This window comes from Candidatus Williamhamiltonella defendens, from assembly GCF_900699045.1.
GTDB classification, from domain to species: domain Bacteria; phylum Pseudomonadota; class Gammaproteobacteria; order Enterobacterales; family Enterobacteriaceae; genus Hamiltonella; species Hamiltonella defensa_A.
On record NZ_CAADHL010000002.1, the window covers coordinates 252,456 to 268,774 of the forward strand.

A 16,319-nucleotide genomic window follows, 5' to 3' on the forward strand; every position below is an offset into this window, starting at 1 on the left:
AATTTTTGTTTTTATTTTTTTATTTCTTAATGCAGTCGTCAGAGTGACTCTAAAGGAAACAAATATGGCTGTCAATAAAGCCGATCAAGCCCAAGCCTGTGATCTTGTGATTTTTGGTGCGAAAGGCGATTTAGCGCGTCGAAAACTTCTTCCTTCTCTTTATCAACTCGAAAGAGCAAATTACCTTCATCCAGACACTCGTATCATAGGTGTGGGGCGCGCTAATTGGGACAAAAATACTTACTCAGAATTTGTCAAAGAATCCTTGCACACATTTTTAATAAAGGATTTGGTGGAACCACTTCTTTGGCAAAAATTTCAATCTCGTCTTAATTTTTGCACTTTAGATGTGAGAGAACAGGACAATTTTGTGCGTTTAAAAATGATGTTGGATCAAAAAAATCGGATCACTCTTAATTATCTCGCAATGCCTCCTGACACTTTTGGATCCATTTGTAAAGGATTGGCACAAGCGAAGCTCAATAATAAGCCCACTAGAGTTGTGATGGAAAAACCTTTAGGCACAAATTTGAGTTCATCTAGAGCGATTAATGATCAAGTGGCAATATATTTTGATGAATCACAGGTCTATCGTATTGATCATTATTTAGGGAAAGAGCCCGTGCTAAATTTGTTGGCACTGCGTTTTTCAAATTCTTTTTTTTCTACAAATTGGGATAACCGGACTGTTGAACAGGTGCAAATTACCGTCGCGGAAAAAGTCGGGATTGAAGGGCGATGGGGTTATTTTGATAATGTAGGACAAATGAGAGACATGGTACAAAGTCACTTGTTACAAGTGTTAGCTATGATTGCTATGGCACCACCCGTCGATCTCACAACCGACCGTATTCGTGATGAAAAAGTGAAAGTGTTAAGATCATTGCGCCCTATTAATGCATCGAATGTAAAAAAAAATACGATACGGGGGCAATATACTGCAGGTTTTATTCATGGCAAAAACGTACTAGGGTATTTAGAAGAAACGGGTGCAAACAAAAACAGTAATACTGAAACTTTTGTTGCTATTCGTGTAGATATCGACAATTGGCGTTGGGCAGGTGTTCCTTTTTATTTACGCACAGGGAAACGATTGAAAGAGAAATGTTCTGAAGTAGTGATTTACTTTAAACCTCCACCTATGAATTTATTTCATCATTCTTATCAGTCACTCCCACAAAATAAATTGATTATTCGTTTGCAGCCTGATGAAGGGATAGAAATTCAGGTACTCAATAAAGTACCAAGCTTAAATCATAAGCAGCGATTACAACTGACCAAGCTCTATTTGAGTTTTTTTGAAACTTTTAATCAACACATTCCAGATGCATATGAGCGTCTTTTATTGGAAGCTATGCGAGGGATCCAGTCTCTCTTTGTTCGTAGAGATGAAGTTGAGGAGGCCTGGAAATGGGTTGATTCTATCGTACAGGCATGGGAAACAGAATATCTCACGCCAAAATTTTACGCCGCGGGTACTTGGGGACCAGAGGCATCTATAGAAATGATAAAAAAAGAGGGATATATATGGCATGAGTTTAATAAATAATTTGAGTAACCTTTTTTATTTAAATTATTTAAAAGGATAGTTAAATTTTAAAATAAATAATGTTTATTTTTATAAGAAATATTTGATTTAAATAAAATGTTTCTTATTATCTTTATTTTAAAAAAATAATAAAAATTAACATCAATAAAAATATCACTAAAAATTCCAGAAATGGCTAATATAGAAACTCATTTCTGCCATTTTAAATTTAAAAATAATTTTGTTTTTATGTCAATATGATTTGTATCATATTTTTTACAATGATCAGACTAAAAGATTCGAGTGATGTTACCAATGTATTGTACTACTTTTGTAGGAATAGTTTGCATAAGAGACTTTGTAAGTCCTACCTGTAGAAATGCTTTTATCAACAGATACAGTTAACCGTAATAACTGCTCTCACTGACTGCTCCTATTTGTTTTTTACAGACCTGATTAGTAATTTCCTTTTTTGTAAAACCATTAAGAAGCAATAATAAAATATTAAATTATTTTCAGTTAATATCGCTACTGAACTATCCGCACCATATAAACAGCGTTCTAAAGGAGGGAAAAGAACGCGCCATTCTAACTTAAATGCGATCTCACTTATATCCATATGAATGAATACCTATTGTATGTTATATGGATTTTTTATATTATAAATAATAAATGTTTTTTATATTTAAAAACCTTTTCGAATCCATTAAAATTATTTAAAAAAGAAAATAGCGGTTCTATTATTTTATTAATTGAATCTTAAAATGTGAGCGATTGTTAATTAATTTTTATTTAAAATTTCTAATAAATATTATTTTATATTATAATTCTTTATAAGAAGCCAATTCTTATATAAATATTAGAACATAAACTATTAATTATTATTAATATTTCATTTTTTATCATTTTTTTCTTAAATTAAAATTTTTTATTTTTATTAAAATTAATTATATAAAATTAATATAAATTTTTATTTATAGGGTGAAATATGTATTATGGAAGATAAAAAATTAATAAAAATAGTTAAATTTTGTAAATAAATTGTTTTTATCGCTCAATAAATGGTTTTTAAATAAAATAAAAACCATCAAAGATTTTGGGATTTTTTTAATAAACTCAGTAAAAACATTACTGTGGCACAGAGTACAACAGAAGGGCCTGCAGGGGTGTCATAAAAAGCAGATAAAGCCAGCCCGCCGGTCACAGCTAAAATACCTACTATAATACCTATGCCTGCCATTTGTTCAGGTGTGTGAGCAAAACTACGAGCAGTCGCAGAAGGGATAATTAACAACGAGCTGATGATCAAGACACCCACAAATTTCATAGAAAGGGCAATCGTCACACTTACAAGAAACATCAAAAGCATTTGATTTTTTTTTAAATTAATGCCTTCTACATAAGCTAACTCTGCACTAATTGTAATTGCAAGCAGTTGACACCACTTCCAAAGTAATAACGATAATACGAGCATGACTCCAGATGAAATTAAAAAAATATCATTGATTGTCACAGATAATAAATCTCCAAATAAGTACGCCATGAGATCTATTCTGACATTGGACATTAAACTGACAATGACTAAACCAAGAGATAAGGCACTGTGTGCTAAAATACCCAACAAAGTATCTACGGGGAGTTGATATTGCCCCTCTAACCACACAAGCAAGCACGTCAATAATAAGGTAATAAAAATTACTGCATAAAACGGATTAACATTAAGTAACAACCCGAAAGCGACACCTAATAAAGAAGCATGAGCGAGAGTATCGCCAAAATAAGACATGCGTCGCCAAATAATAAAAGAGCCTAACGGCCCTGCGGCAGTGGCCAGTAATATGCCAGCTAGCCAGCCAGGAAAAAGTAACTCAATCATGAGTTGAGTGCCGGTGTAGCGATTTTTTTTCTTCTTTTGCGTCATGATGATGACGATAGAGGGCCAGCCGCTCAACCCCCGACTTGCCAAACATCGCGATAAATTCCGGATGTACAGAAATCATTTTAGGGACACCAAAACAGCAGATGTGTTGGTTAAGGCAGAGGACTTCGTTTGTTTGCGCCATCACTAAATGCAAATCGTGAGAGACCATCAGAACCGCACAATTGAGTTCATTTCTTAACTTTTCTATTAAGTCATATAGGGCTAACTGGCCATTAGCATCGACCCCTTGAGTGGGCTCATCCAATACCAAAATTGCTGGTTTATTAAGAAGCGCTCTAGCTAGCAATATCCTTTGATTTTCTCCTCCCGATAATTTTTGCATAGGTTCATTCAATAAGTGCAAAGATTTAACGCGTTCCAATGCAGATAAAACATGCTCTAATTTTATTTTTGGTTTTAAGCTCATAAAACGTTTTACTGTTAAAGGCAAATTTGGATCTAAATGTAATTTTTGAGGAACATAGCCTATTTGCAGATGAGATTGACGGATCACGCTTCCTTCTGTTGGAGAAATCAAACCTAATATAATACGTACAAGAGTAGATTTACCTGCGCCGTTAGGGCCGATTAAAGTGAGTATCTTTCCTGAATAGAGAGAAAAAGAAATGTCTGATAAAACTTTTTTAGCGCCAAAAAAAACTGATACTTTATTTAAAGTGATTAATGAAGACATATGATTTGATTTTTAGAATACATATAATGTTATAATATTATATTAAATTTACCAGAGCGAATATTCATGATGTTATTCCATTTTAATTTTTTAAAAAGAAAAATAAATTTGCATCAAGGCATTTGTGCGGCGATTTTAATCTTAACCTGTTGTTTTAAAATGGTATCGGCTGCAGTTGTGACTTCGATACGCCCTCTTGGTTTTATTGCTGAAGCGATTTCAGACGGTATTATGCCTGTAAAAGTTTTATTACCGATAGGTGCCTCTCCGCATGATTATGCGTTGCGTCCATCGGATATTAAGGCCATTAATAACGCTAGTTTAATTGTTTCAGTTGATCCAACAATGGAAGCCTTTTTAGTTAAACCGTTAGAATCCATACCCGTCAATAAAAAAATAACCATTTCTAAACTACCTGAAGTACAGCGTTTATTGATATCCAGTCAAGATTCGGGCCAGCATGCGCATCATGCAAATTTTTATAATATGCACCTTTGGCTGTCACCTGAAATAGGGACATTAATCGCAATCAATATTTACCATCAGCTACTAAAATTAAATCCTAATGATAAAAAACGATTAGATGACAATTTAAAAAATTTTAAAAATCAAATAGATAAAACTATTCAAAAAATTTCGGATATGCTCTATCCCGTTAGAAAAAAAGGATATTTTGTTTTTCATGATGCTTATGGTTATTTTGAAAAACAGTTTAATCTCTCTCCTTTGGGCTACTTCACGCTCAATCCTTTAATCCAACCGGGTGTAGAACGTTTACATAAAATTCAATCTCAGCTCACTGCTAAAAAAGCAGTTTGTATTTTTGCGGAGCCTCAATTTAAGCCCGCTGTTATTAATGCTTTGGCTCAAGGAACAGCCGTTCGCGCAGGAGTTTTAGATCCATTAGGAAGCAAAATTCCAATGAATAAAGACAGCTATATGAAATTTTTTCTTGAGTTATCAATGCAATATTATACCTGCTTAAAATAAAATGAATAGGGATCTTCCATTGCAAAAATTAACTCAGAACATCGCTTTGGTTTATCACAATTTAGGGCGCCTACAGTGTTGGAGGCTCACTTCATCCGCTTTCCTTATTTTATTTTTTATTTTGTTACAAACTCTCATACATTCTCCTAAAAAAAAAATGGAATCGATTGTTTCTCATATCCCTTTTACTTCTTCTTTACCTGAAGATACGGATTTTATTGATCAATCAGATCAATCCAAATTTGATGAGACACCTGAAGATGAATTAAATGATGAAGAAATTCATGCCAATAACGTTCAGGAGCATGTCATTGCATTAGGCGACACCCTCGGAACCGTTTTAACACAATATGGTATTGATATTTCAGATATTGCATTATTGTCGGATAATAATCCCGCATTACGTCATTTAAAAACAGGTCAGGAGATTTCTTGGAAAATTAACGGGGAAAGTAATTTAGAGCAATTAACTTGGAGGGTTTCTAGGAGTGAAACTCGTATTTATGATCGCATAGACCATCATTTCAAAGAAACTCAAATACTTCAGAAAGGCGAATGGCGTTCTAGCCTCTTAAACGGACATCTAGATGGTAATTTCATCGACAGTGCAAAAAAAGCAGGATTAACTGCTTCAGAAATACACGCTGTCGTAAAGGCATTACAGTGGAAATTCGATTTTAATAAATTACAGAAAAACGATCCATTTTTTACGTTATTCTCGCGTGAATACTTAAATGGCGAAAATAATCAAAGTCGATTACTGGGCGTTCGAATTTTTTCAGGAGGCAAAAATTATTACGCAATAAGAGACGAAGATGGTTTATTTTACGATGAAAAAGGGGAAAGCGTAGCACAGGGTTTTATGCGTTTCCCTACGTTAAAACAGTTCAAGGTTTCTTCTGGTTTTAATCCAAAGCGTCTTAATCCAGTGACAAACCGGATTTTGCCTCATAAAGGTGTGGATTTTTCAATGCCAATAGGAACGCCCATTTTAGCCACAGGGGATGGAGAAATTTTGGTTGCTAAACACACTGGTGCCGCGGGAAACCTTGTAACTCTCCGGCATGGCCGCCAATACAGCACACGTTATATGCATTTAAATAAATTACTGGTTAAACCAGGACAAAAAGTAAAACGTGGTGATCGAATTGCGTTATCTGGCAGCACAGGTCGCTCTACAGGTCCTCATCTTCACTATGAATTTTGGATTAATCAACAACCGGTTAACCCGATTACGGTTAAATTACCTGCTACAAAAAATTTAACAGACTCAGCGCTTCGTCATTATTTACAAATGAGTCAAAATACCATTGCGCAGTTAAACTCTATTTAAGTTGTGCTTAAAACAATCGAGCCGTAAATTTTATGCACAAAAAAAATAATCATGCTGGTTTTATTCCACGTTTTGACAAAGCTTTTTTACATCCGCGTTATTGGGGAATCTGGTTCGGTGTTGGTTTGTTAGTACTTTTAAGCTATTTACCCATTAAATGGCGAGATGACCTAATGGCTTTCATTGGTTTTCTGGTAGGAAAATGTGCTAAAGGAGCGCGTCGGCGAGCTCGTATCAATCTCATTTATTGCATGTCGAACCTCACTGAGGTTCAGCGTGAAAAAATCATTGATGAGATGTTTTGTAATTTAACACAGCCGATTATGCTTATATTAGATCTTTGTCTTCGAGGTCCTCAATTCTTGGCCTCACGAGTACATTGGCATGATCGCTTTATTTTAGATGAGATTGAAAAAAAGAAGACGAACATAATTCTTCTTCTTCCCCATGCTTGGTCAATAGACATTCCCGGTATGTTATTGACCAGCGAGGGAAAACCGATCACCGCTATATTTCACCAACAACGTAATCCCCTATTTGATTATTTATGGAATTCTGCACGAATGCGTTTTGGGGCATATATGCATGCTCGTAAAGATACAATTAAACCGTTTATTCAAGCGATACAACAAGGATTTTGGGGGTACTATGCGCCAGATGAAGATTATGGCCCTGAAAAAAGTATTTTTGTTGATTTTTTTGATACTTATAAGGCTACTTTACCAACCTTAGGACGTTTAATGAAAATATGCAACGCCGTCGTTATTCCCATATTTCCGGTCTATAATTATCGTACTCACAGGATGGATATTTTTATTCGCCCCCCTATCAATAAATTTCTAGCATCAGAGGATGCTGAGATGGCACGTCATATTAATAAAGAGCTCGAAATTTTTTTAATTCGTTACCCATCACAATATATTTGGAGTTTAAAGTTGCTCAAAACACGCCGGAAAGGTGAAAGAGAGCCTTATCTACGAGAAGATATTTGATTTTTTAAAAATCTGCACTCTAAAACCTTTAGAAATAATCGAACTGATATTTTTGCTTACATAGAGAGAAGATGGTCAGCAAATTTTTTTCTAATAGTGTACCCTTTCTATCGGGTATGAGAAAACAAAAGAATTTTTAAATAATGCATTTATTGAGGTAATAAGTGATTGATAATGATGGTTACCGCTTAAATGTCTGTATCGTAATTTGTAACAAAAAATGGCAAGTTTTATGGGATAAGCGTTATGGGCAAGATTCTTGGCAATTTCCTCAAGGAGGAATTGATGTGACTGAATCGCCTGAGGAGACAAGGTATCGTAAGTTGTTTAAACAACTGTGGCTAAATAAAAAAGATGTTCGAATATTGACTTCCACTCCTTATTGGTTGAGTTACAAATTATCCAAACATTTAGTACGATGGAATACGGACTCAGTCTGTATTGGCCAAAAACAACAATAGTTTTTATTAAAGTTAACCTGTGACGAGAGCAATATCAATGTAGAATGCGAAAAAGCCACAGAATTTGATGGCTTGTGCTGGGTAAGCTTTTGGTGTCCAGTATGCCAAGTGGTGTCTTGTAAGCGGGGTGTTTATCATGAGGTGATGCAAGAGTTTTTTTCTTTCATTCTTTGATTCAAAAGAATTTAATATGACATATAGTAGGTGGAAAAATAATGTTCTACTCATGTTTAAAAAAAATACTGTTTCAATTAGATCCTGAACACAGTCATGAAGTTACTTTTCGTTATCTTAAACGTATTACAGGCACACCATTACAATTTTTAATCAGTCAGTCTGTTCCGACGAAATCGGTTGATTGTATGGGCCTTTCCTTTAAAAATCCTCTGGGATTAGCGGCTGGATTAGATAAAAATGGCGATTCTATTGATGTATTAGGGGCAATGGGATTTGGTTTTATTGAAGTTGGGACTGTGACCCCTCTGCCTCAACAAGGGAATAAAAAACCTCGATTATTTCGAGTCACTGAAGCAGAGGCGTTGATCAACCGTATGGGTTTTAATAACTTAGGGGTGGATTATTTAATAAATAATATTAAATGTTCCCGATTTGGGGGTGTATTGGGAATTAATATCGGGAAAAATAAAGAAACTCCTTTAGAAGTCAGCAAAGAAGACTATCTCATCTGTATGGATAAAGTTTACCCTTATGCGGGTTATATCGCAGTGAATATTTCATCACCTAACACTGAAAAATTGCGTCAATTACAATATGGCGATCTTTTAGAAGATATGTTGACTTCAGTCAAAAAAAAACAGACTCAATTACACGAGCAACATGATCGATATGTGCCTATAGCAGTTAAAATATCACCGGATTTAAGTGAAGAAGAACTCATTAAACTTGCAGATGCGTTTCTTAAACATGAGATTGATGGAGTCATTGCGACCAATACAACTTTAGATCATTCTTTAATTCAAGGTTTAAATCACTTCCAGCAATCAGGAGGGGTAAGCGGACGCCCTTTACAGATAAGCAGCAACGAGACCATTCGACTTTTATCAAAAGAATTAAAAGGTCGCATTCCTATCATCGGTGTCGGTGGGGTCGACTCATTAATGGCCGCGCGTGAAAAAATTGCCGCGGGGGCATCTTTATTACAGCTTTATTCGGCGCTGATTTTTCATGGGCCTGCTTTAATTAAAAAGATCATTAATCATATTTAATGTGAATAGACGAGCGATTTTTTCTGGACGTTTTTTATTTTGCTTTAATCCGAAAGTTTTAAATTTCCTTTAGGGATGCAACAACAAGAAATAATATTGCCGTCTTTATCCATGGCATCTTGAGTTAACGTTTTCACTTCTCCTATTATTATTTTTATTTGACACACACGACAGATCCCAGCGCGACAAGAATAAGGAATTTCAATGCCTTGCTCTTTTAACTGTTCCAAGAGCACATGCTGCTTATTGCCCAAAAAACAAAGGCCATTAAATTCGATCCAGACTTGATTGGTAGTGTCCGTTATCGAAGGTATTAAGCTCATCTCTAATTTTTTTTCGTAAGGGGAGGACATCTCATTTTCTCCAAAATATTAATGATTAATTTTTCGCTACTCGATGATAAAAAGATATCATCTCGAAAGATATATCCATATTCCATTTTTCCTATCCATAAAAACCACTTTATATATGACTGATTTTTTTGCTAGTACCTCATACGGTTTAGAAGAACTCCTTAAAAATGAATTAATCGAATTAGGTGCGACGGATTGTAAAATTGTGCAGGGAGGTCTTTATTTTCAAGGCGATGATCGGCTTTTGTATCAAAGCTTATTGTGGAGCCGTCTTGCTTCCCGAATTTTATTGCCGCTTGCCAAATTTTCAGTTCATCGTGATCAAGATCTCTATCTGGGTACTCGAGAGATTAATTGGCTCAACTTATTTTCTATCGATAACACTTTTTCGGTGCATTTTAAAGGTATGAATGACGTCATCCGAAATACGCAATATGGCGCACTAAAGGTGAAAGACGCTGTTGTAGATCACTTTATGAAACAAAAAAATGATCGTCCTTTTGTTTCAATATCACATCCAGATATCCGCATTCATGTTTTCCTACAAGGAGATAAAGCCAATATTTCATTAGATTTCAGTGGAGCACAGGGTTTGCATCAACGGGGATATCGGGCTCAAGGCGGTCAAGCACCATTAAAAGAAAACTTGGCTGCTGCAATTATAATGAGATCTGGCTGGCAAAAAGGCACAACTTTGGTGGATCCGATGTGCGGATCGGGTACATTACTGATTGAAGCCGCTATGATGGCCGCCGATCAAGCACCTAGGTTAAAGCGTTTGCATTGGGGCTTCCAAGCCTGGAAGGGATTTGATCTTCTTTTATGGGGTGACTTGCTTAAAAAAGCTCAGCTTCGGGCGGCTCATGGTTTGAAAAATACAGCACCTTATTTTTTTGGAACAGATCAAGATCCCCAAGCGATTAGGATTGCAAAAAACAATGTTCGTGAAGCAGGATTAGAAGATCTCATTAAATTATCTGTTCAAGAGGTGAGCCAGCTGGTGTTAAATTTTCCGCTGATCACTCTGTGGAATAAAAAATTGGCAGGAACATTGGTTTGTAACCCTCCTTATGGAGAACGGCTTTTGAGTAAGCCTAAATTGATGGTGCTTTACACCACCTTAGGACGCGTGATGAAAACCGTGTTCAGAGGTTGGAAAGCCTCCATTTTCAGTGGCTCATCTGATTTACTGAGCTTTTTATCATTACGCGCTGAGCGGCAATTTAAAGCGAAAAATGGCGCGCTTGATTGTTATCAAAAAAATTATTCGTTAAGAGATTATCCCCTGATAATCCCAGCTGCAGATTTTGCGAATCGGCTGCGTAAAAATAGCCGTCAACGTGGCAAGTGGGCACAAAAAGAAGGCATTGACTGTTATCGTTTATATGATGCGGATTTGCCTGATTATAACGTGGCTTTAGATCGCTATAGTGATAAGGTTATCCTTCAAGAATATAAAGCGCCTAAAACAATTGATGAAAAAAAAGCGCGAAAACGCTTGCAAGATATTATTCAAGCCAGCTTGGCTGTGCTGAAATTAGCACCTAATCAGCTGATCCTTAAAGTTCGTCAGCCTCAATCCGGTAAACAACAATATGTGAAATTATCTCAAAAAGAAGAGCTTGTTTTAGTCAAAGAATACCATGCACGTTTATGGGTTAACTTAACGGATTACCTGGACACGGGGCTGTTTTTAGATCATCGTCTTACTCGCCAAATACTCGCGAAACTCAGCCAAGGAAAAGATTTTTTAAATCTATTCGCTTACACCGGCAGTGCCACTGTTCATGCGGGATTGGGCGGCGCGCGAAGCACCACTAGTGTTGATATGTCGCGTACTTATTTAGAATGGGCAAAAAAAAATCTTAACACCAATGGATTAACGGGATCACGGCATCGTTTTATCCAAGAAGAGTGTTTCACTTGGCTCCAGCATCAAAAAGATGAGCAATTTGATTGCATTTTTCTTGATCCCCCGACTTTTTCAAATTCAAAGCGGATGAAAAGCACTTTTGAAGTTCAACGAGATTATTTATTACTTATAAAAACGATTAAAACGCTACTGCGTCCTAAAGGAAAGCTAATTTTTTCTTGTAATAAAAGAGGTTTTCATCTTGATTTATCTCAAATTTCCTTTTTAGGGTTTGAAGCAAAAGATCTCAGCAGACAAACAGAATCTGTGGATTTTGCTCATCATCGGCCAATGCATCATTGCTGGCTATTAACAAAAAAATAAGGAATAAAAAAAACCATGTCATTAATCAGCTTATCGGGGGCTTACCTTTCATTCAGCGACGCCCCCTTATTGGATTACACCCAATTACATGTTGAACCCAATGAACGGGTCTGTTTGGTGGGACGTAATGGCACAGGAAAATCCACGCTATTAAAAATTTTAAACAAAGAAATGTCACTTGATGATGGGAAAATGGTTTATCAACAGGATCTGGTGGTGGCACTCTTACAGCAGGATCCTCCTCGAGAGGTAGCTGGCACTGTATTTGATTTTATTTCTGAAGGTGTAAAAAAACAGTCTGCTCATTTAAAAACTTACCAAGATATTTTAAATAAAATAGCAACGGATCCCAGCGAAAAAAATTTAGAACAATTGGCGACATTACAAAATATCTTAGATCATCAAGATTTATGGCAATTAAAGACACGAATTCATGACGTGATTAAACAGTTAGGGTTATCTGCTGAGCAGAAATTATCTTATTTATCAGGCGGTTGGCTACGTAAAGCTGCTTTAGGAAGGGCTCTCGTCAGCGCTCCTGAAGTGTTATTATTGGATGAACCTACTAATCATTTGGATATTGAAAGCATTCAATGGTTAGAAAAATTTTTAAAAAATTTTGAAGGTAGCCTGGTTTTCATTTCCCATGATCGTTCTTTTATTAGCACCATCGCCACCCGTATTGTGGATCTGGATCGCGGAAAATTAACTTCTTGGCCAGGAAATTATGCCTTTTATTTAGAGAAAAAAGAAGACGCCTTACGGATTGAAGAACTGCAAAATGCCGAATTTGATCGCAAATTGGCTCAAGAAGAGATCTGGATCCGCCATGGGATTAAAGCCCGCCGAACACGTAATGAAGGTCGGGTACGAGCTTTAAAATTATTAAGAAAGCAACGTTCTGAACGAAAAGACGTCATAGGTAAGGCAAAAATACAATGGGAAGAGCAAGAACGTTCAGGAAAAATGGTTTTTGAATTAGAAAATGTTTTTTATACATTATTAGACCAAACATTAATCTATGATTTTTCTGTTCAGGTGTTGAGAGGAGACAAAATTGCACTTGTTGGTCCGAATGGGTGCGGTAAAACTACGTTATTAAAGTTGATGCTCGGCGAATTGAAAGCAAAAAGTGGAAAAATATATCGCGGTACGCATCTTGATGTGGCCTATTTTGATCAGCATCGAGCAGAATTAGATCCACAAAAAACAGTGCTGGACAACTTAGCAGAAGGGAAACAAGAAGTGATGATTAACGGGCGCTTGCGCCACGTTTTGGGTTATTTACAAGATTTTTTATTCCATCCTAAACGAGCGATGACACCGGTCAAAGTGCTCTCAGGGGGAGAGCGTCATCGGTTATTACTTGCCAAACTGTTTTTAAAACCCAGCAATCTGCTTGTTTTAGACGAGCCTACCAATGATTTAGACATTGAAACATTGGAACTGTTAGAAGAAATGATTGAATCTTATCAAGGCACTGTATTATTGGTCAGTCATGATCGACAATTCGTGGATAATGTGGTGACAGAATGTTGGATTTTTGAAGGAGATGGGAAAATCAATCGTTTTATTGGGGGGTATTCTGATGCTTATCAACAAAGAGCAAATTCCAAATTCATGCATCAAAAAATAGAGGTAGGGACCTCACCATCGCTATTGCCAATACAAAAACAGAGTGGTACACCAAGAAGCTTGCAAACACATCAAATTTCAGGATATAAACTGAGTTATCAGCAAAAAAAAGAACTAGAACAATTACCTATAGAATTAGAAGCATTAGAAGAAAATATCTCGCTTTTGCAATCTGAGGTCAGCGCCCCGGATTTTTTTTCAAAACATCAGAACGAAACACAACAGAAACTGAACACATTAAGGGATTCTGAACGCGCTCTGGAAGAGGCCTTTGCCCGATGGGCATATTTAGAGACGTTTAAAAAAAATAAAAAAATCTAATAAAAGACAGGAGAGATAAAATGCCCGATATTGCGAGTCAAGGGACCACAATTAATTTAATTTAACTCTTTATCTATGTAAAATTATAATGGAAAAACCTTTAAAAATTAAAAAAATTAGAAAAAATAAAGATAGATTTTATTTTATTTCATCATAATAATCTATTTTATGTTCTCTAAGTTAGATTTATGACGAAATTTAACATTTCTCTGTAAAATTTACTATTTTGTCATATTCTTTATCTTTTTATTATTATTTTTCGGCTTTTAATAATTTCTTCTTAAAAATGTTTTTAAAGTGTTTAAAACGGAATTTTAATATTTTTATTTCTTTACTTAATAACTGCCTCTTTAAAGAATTAAATTCTTCTGTTGATTTTCTATATTTTATTATAGTTTAGCTGTACTATTATTGCTTATTAAGATTGAATTTTATATAATCAACGCTTTTAGCAATTATCTTTACTATTTTTTGTACGACTTATTAAATTTATACTGTTTGTTAACATTTTCATACATATCTTATTTTTATTTATTTTAAACAACTTTATTTTAATTTTTTAAATAAAAATAATTTGATTTAAATTTAAAATAATTGTGAACAAAGAAGACACATTTTATAAAAATAAAAAAATTAAACAACAGAAAAATGAAATTTTCAAGGAAAAAATATTTAGCTAAATGTAACGGAGTGAAAAATGCCTCAAACAGAGAAAATCGTTATTAATACACTGCTAGTGATTACTCGAATCGTGCTCAGCATTTAAGTGAGTGAACACTGGAAAGTGTGGTCATTGTCAGCCGGCATGGTAAGCGGCCACTAAATTGACATCTTTAATGCACAGGGTGCTTAATTCCTAGCCTGTTTGGGAGGTTCCTGTATTATATTTAATCATGTGAGTTTTGATTATTTTATAAAAATTCATTTTTTAATAGGAGAATCTATGTTTTCATTTTTTATCATCCTTGAAAAATCAAGCTTAACATGCATATGTTAACATTGGCATATCACCGATACAAATCGGTGATAAATGCACTGGCACTGATTCTATCATAATATGAAAACTATTCAAAAACATTATAAATCCGCTTTCTAACTGATTTTATTCGATTAAAGTGAGTCGTACCATCAGATGGCTTCATAAATTATCGGTCAAAACAGATGCTTTTAATCTTCGTTTAATTCAACAACCATAATTTCATATATACTCTATAAAAATTCTAAAATTCTAAAATTCTAAAATTAAAAACATCTTTATTTTTCTAAGTTAATTTTTTATAAAATGTATTATAATTGTTTATTTTTTAAAAAATCATTATTATTTATTGAAATAAGTACTTACAATAAAAAGTGATTGTTTATGCTAAATTTATTTAAGTGAAATTTAATGATTTTTATAGTATATTAATATATTAAATGTAAAAGTTACATTTTTAGTGGATATATTTATATTTTTATCATTCAGAACGAATTTGATTTTAGGAATCAAAACAGAATGATAATGATTAAGGAGGAAAGATTGAAATCGACACTAGGATCTGATTTATCTCGATTAGTACGCTGATGGCGGGCTTTTATCGATGATAAACTAAAACCACTGGATTGCACTCAATCACACTGGGTAACATTGTATAATGTTAACCGTTTACCGCTTGAACAATCTCAAACTCAAATACAGTTAGTAAAAGCAATTGGTATAGAACAGCCTTCATTGGTGCGGACTCTTGATCAATAATTGGAAGACAAAGCTTTAATTACCCAGCATTGTTGCTCGAACGCTCGACGAGCTAAGCGTATACAACTAACAAGTGAAGGAAGTGACACTATTAAAAGTAGAAAATATTATTCATGAAACAAGCAAAGATATTTTGCAAGGAATTTCTGCAGTAGAAATTAAACTTTTATCAAATTTGATAGAAAAATTGAAAAACATTAAAGATTTACAAGATATAAAAAATACTACTGTTACATAATAAAAAACAGTTTTTATTCAAAAAAGAATAACATTAAATTAAAAGTACTATTTTAATATCAATGTAGTATATGAATTAATTTCCTTTTTCTGTTTTTATGTATACAGTTATGTGCAATATATTTTTGCACCTCATATTTTTTCGGATAAATTCCCATTCTATTACCAGTCACTTTTGACTTTAAAAAACTGGATTATGTTCAGGTGTTTAAATGTCGCGCTGAGCGGCCAAAACATCTTGGTGAATAACCGGAAAGTATCAAACTTGTATCAGCAAAATACCGATTTCTATTGTCAAAATTTATTATTGACTATGCATGACCATATTCTCGCGTAATATTGATTAGGGATTACCGGTAACTGTACTTTTTTCTGTTTCCTAAACAGAAATCGTGGGCATGATTGAATAATGACATGCTGGCAAAAGCGTGAAAATGGCATGACTGAAAGAGCCGCGAAATTGGCAACTGACACCAATTCTGTTGTCCTGTTCTTTATATCTCTTTGATATGGTGATTAGCTTTGATTCACGTAAAGAGGAGTATATCAACATCACAGGCGCTAATGTCGCCGGTATAAAACATTAGGCTATGCAGCCAATCTCACCAGCTGTAGAGTAGAAACCGAGAGAGGGTCACTTGAAAATATAGCGCGGTT

General features: G+C 34.8%; 10 protein-coding genes and 3 pseudogenes. 9 read left to right on the forward strand and 4 right to left on the reverse strand.

Annotated elements, in window-relative coordinates:
* Window positions 1-64: 64 nt before the first annotated feature.
* Window positions 65-1,549: a glucose-6-phosphate dehydrogenase gene (gene zwf / locus CICURV3402_RS04220; protein WP_158379971.1), complete on the forward strand. Its 1,485-nt coding sequence runs from the start codon at window positions 65-67 to the stop codon at window positions 1,547-1,549.
* Window positions 1,550-1,824: 275 nt separating this feature from the next.
* Here zwf and CICURV3402_RS06720 read toward each other — a convergent pair.
* From CICURV3402_RS06720 to znuC, 3 genes and pseudogenes are all read right to left on the reverse strand, one after another.
* A pseudogene (locus CICURV3402_RS06720) lies at window positions 1,825-2,147 on the reverse strand (winged helix-turn-helix domain-containing protein); the annotation flags it as partial.
* Window positions 2,148-2,615: 468 nt separating this feature from the next.
* Complete coding sequence (gene znuB, locus CICURV3402_RS04225; protein ID WP_158379972.1) at window positions 2,616-3,404, reverse strand: zinc ABC transporter permease subunit ZnuB; 789 nt, start codon at window positions 3,402-3,404, stop codon at window positions 2,616-2,618.
* Window positions 3,397-4,143: a zinc ABC transporter ATP-binding protein ZnuC gene (gene znuC, locus CICURV3402_RS04230; protein ID WP_158379973.1), complete on the reverse strand. Its 747-nt coding sequence runs from the start codon at window positions 4,141-4,143 to the stop codon at window positions 3,397-3,399. The genes znuB and znuC overlap by 8 nt, the downstream gene beginning before the upstream one ends.
* Before the next feature lie 69 nt (window positions 4,144-4,212).
* Between znuC and znuA the strand changes: the two genes are divergently transcribed.
* The 5 genes and pseudogenes from znuA (at window position 4,213) to pyrD (ending at window position 9,145) form a co-directional block, all read left to right on the forward strand.
* Window positions 4,213-5,133 (forward strand): zinc ABC transporter substrate-binding protein ZnuA, encoded by a 921-nt coding sequence (gene znuA, locus CICURV3402_RS04235; protein ID WP_187306948.1) that lies wholly within the window; start codon window positions 4,213-4,215, stop codon window positions 5,131-5,133.
* Window positions 5,134-5,152: 19 nt separating this feature from the next.
* On the forward strand, window positions 5,153-6,466 hold the full coding sequence (gene mepM / locus CICURV3402_RS04240) for a murein DD-endopeptidase MepM (RefSeq protein WP_158379975.1): 1,314 nt from the start codon (window positions 5,153-5,155) through the stop codon (window positions 6,464-6,466).
* 32 nt (window positions 6,467-6,498) lie between these two features.
* Window positions 6,499-7,458, forward strand: coding sequence for a lauroyl-Kdo(2)-lipid IV(A) myristoyltransferase (gene lpxM / locus CICURV3402_RS04245; RefSeq protein ID WP_158379976.1), 960 nt, complete (start codon window positions 6,499-6,501; stop codon window positions 7,456-7,458).
* 164 nt (window positions 7,459-7,622) lie between these two features.
* Window positions 7,623-8,093, forward strand: a pseudogene (locus CICURV3402_RS04250) (RNA pyrophosphohydrolase).
* A gap of 41 nt (window positions 8,094-8,134) precedes the next feature.
* The gene (pyrD, locus tag CICURV3402_RS04255) at window positions 8,135-9,145 is read left to right on the forward strand and encodes a quinone-dependent dihydroorotate dehydrogenase (protein ID WP_158379977.1); all 1,011 of its coding nucleotides are present in this window, start codon (window positions 8,135-8,137) and stop codon (window positions 9,143-9,145) included.
* Between the two features lie 44 nt (window positions 9,146-9,189).
* On the opposite strand, the gene CICURV3402_RS04260 is transcribed toward pyrD, so the two are convergent.
* On the reverse strand, window positions 9,190-9,498 hold the full coding sequence (locus tag CICURV3402_RS04260; RefSeq protein ID WP_158379978.1) for a 2Fe-2S iron-sulfur cluster-binding protein: 309 nt from the start codon (window positions 9,496-9,498) through the stop codon (window positions 9,190-9,192).
* A gap of 115 nt (window positions 9,499-9,613) precedes the next feature.
* On the opposite strand from CICURV3402_RS04260, the gene rlmKL reads away from it, so the two are divergent.
* The 3 genes and pseudogenes from rlmKL (at window position 9,614) to slyA (ending at window position 15,663) form a co-directional block, all read left to right on the forward strand.
* The gene (gene rlmKL / locus CICURV3402_RS04265) at window positions 9,614-11,734 is read left to right on the forward strand and encodes a bifunctional 23S rRNA (guanine(2069)-N(7))-methyltransferase RlmK/23S rRNA (guanine(2445)-N(2))-methyltransferase RlmL (protein ID WP_158379979.1); all 2,121 of its coding nucleotides are present in this window, start codon (window positions 9,614-9,616) and stop codon (window positions 11,732-11,734) included.
* Window positions 11,735-11,749: 15 nt separating this feature from the next.
* On the forward strand, window positions 11,750-13,690 hold the full coding sequence (locus CICURV3402_RS04270; RefSeq protein WP_158379980.1) for an ABC transporter ATP-binding protein: 1,941 nt from the start codon (window positions 11,750-11,752) through the stop codon (window positions 13,688-13,690).
* A gap of 1,576 nt (window positions 13,691-15,266) precedes the next feature.
* Window positions 15,267-15,663, forward strand: a pseudogene (gene slyA, locus CICURV3402_RS04275) (transcriptional regulator SlyA).
* Window positions 15,664-16,319 lie beyond the last annotated feature (656 nt).

Excerpts from the sequence above, each read along its gene's own strand:
- zwf (WP_158379971.1), top strand. The coding sequence starts at position 65 with ATGGCTGTCAATAAAGCCGATCAAGCCCAAGCCTGTGATCTTGTGATT.
- znuB (WP_158379972.1), bottom strand. The coding sequence starts at position 3,404 with ATGATTGAGTTACTTTTTCCTGGCTGGCTAGCTGGCATATTACTGGCC.
- znuC (WP_158379973.1), bottom strand. The coding sequence starts at position 4,143 with ATGTCTTCATTAATCACTTTAAATAAAGTATCAGTTTTTTTTGGCGCT.
- znuA (WP_187306948.1), top strand. The coding sequence starts at position 4,213 with ATGTTATTCCATTTTAATTTTTTAAAAAGAAAAATAAATTTGCATCAA.
- lpxM (WP_158379976.1), top strand. The coding sequence starts at position 6,499 with ATGCACAAAAAAAATAATCATGCTGGTTTTATTCCACGTTTTGACAAA.
- pyrD (WP_158379977.1), top strand. The coding sequence starts at position 8,135 with ATGTTCTACTCATGTTTAAAAAAAATACTGTTTCAATTAGATCCTGAA.
- CICURV3402_RS04260 (WP_158379978.1), bottom strand. The coding sequence starts at position 9,498 with ATGTCCTCCCCTTACGAAAAAAAATTAGAGATGAGCTTAATACCTTCG.
- rlmKL (WP_158379979.1), top strand. The coding sequence starts at position 9,614 with ATGACTGATTTTTTTGCTAGTACCTCATACGGTTTAGAAGAACTCCTT.
- CICURV3402_RS04270 (WP_158379980.1), top strand. The coding sequence starts at position 11,750 with ATGTCATTAATCAGCTTATCGGGGGCTTACCTTTCATTCAGCGACGCC.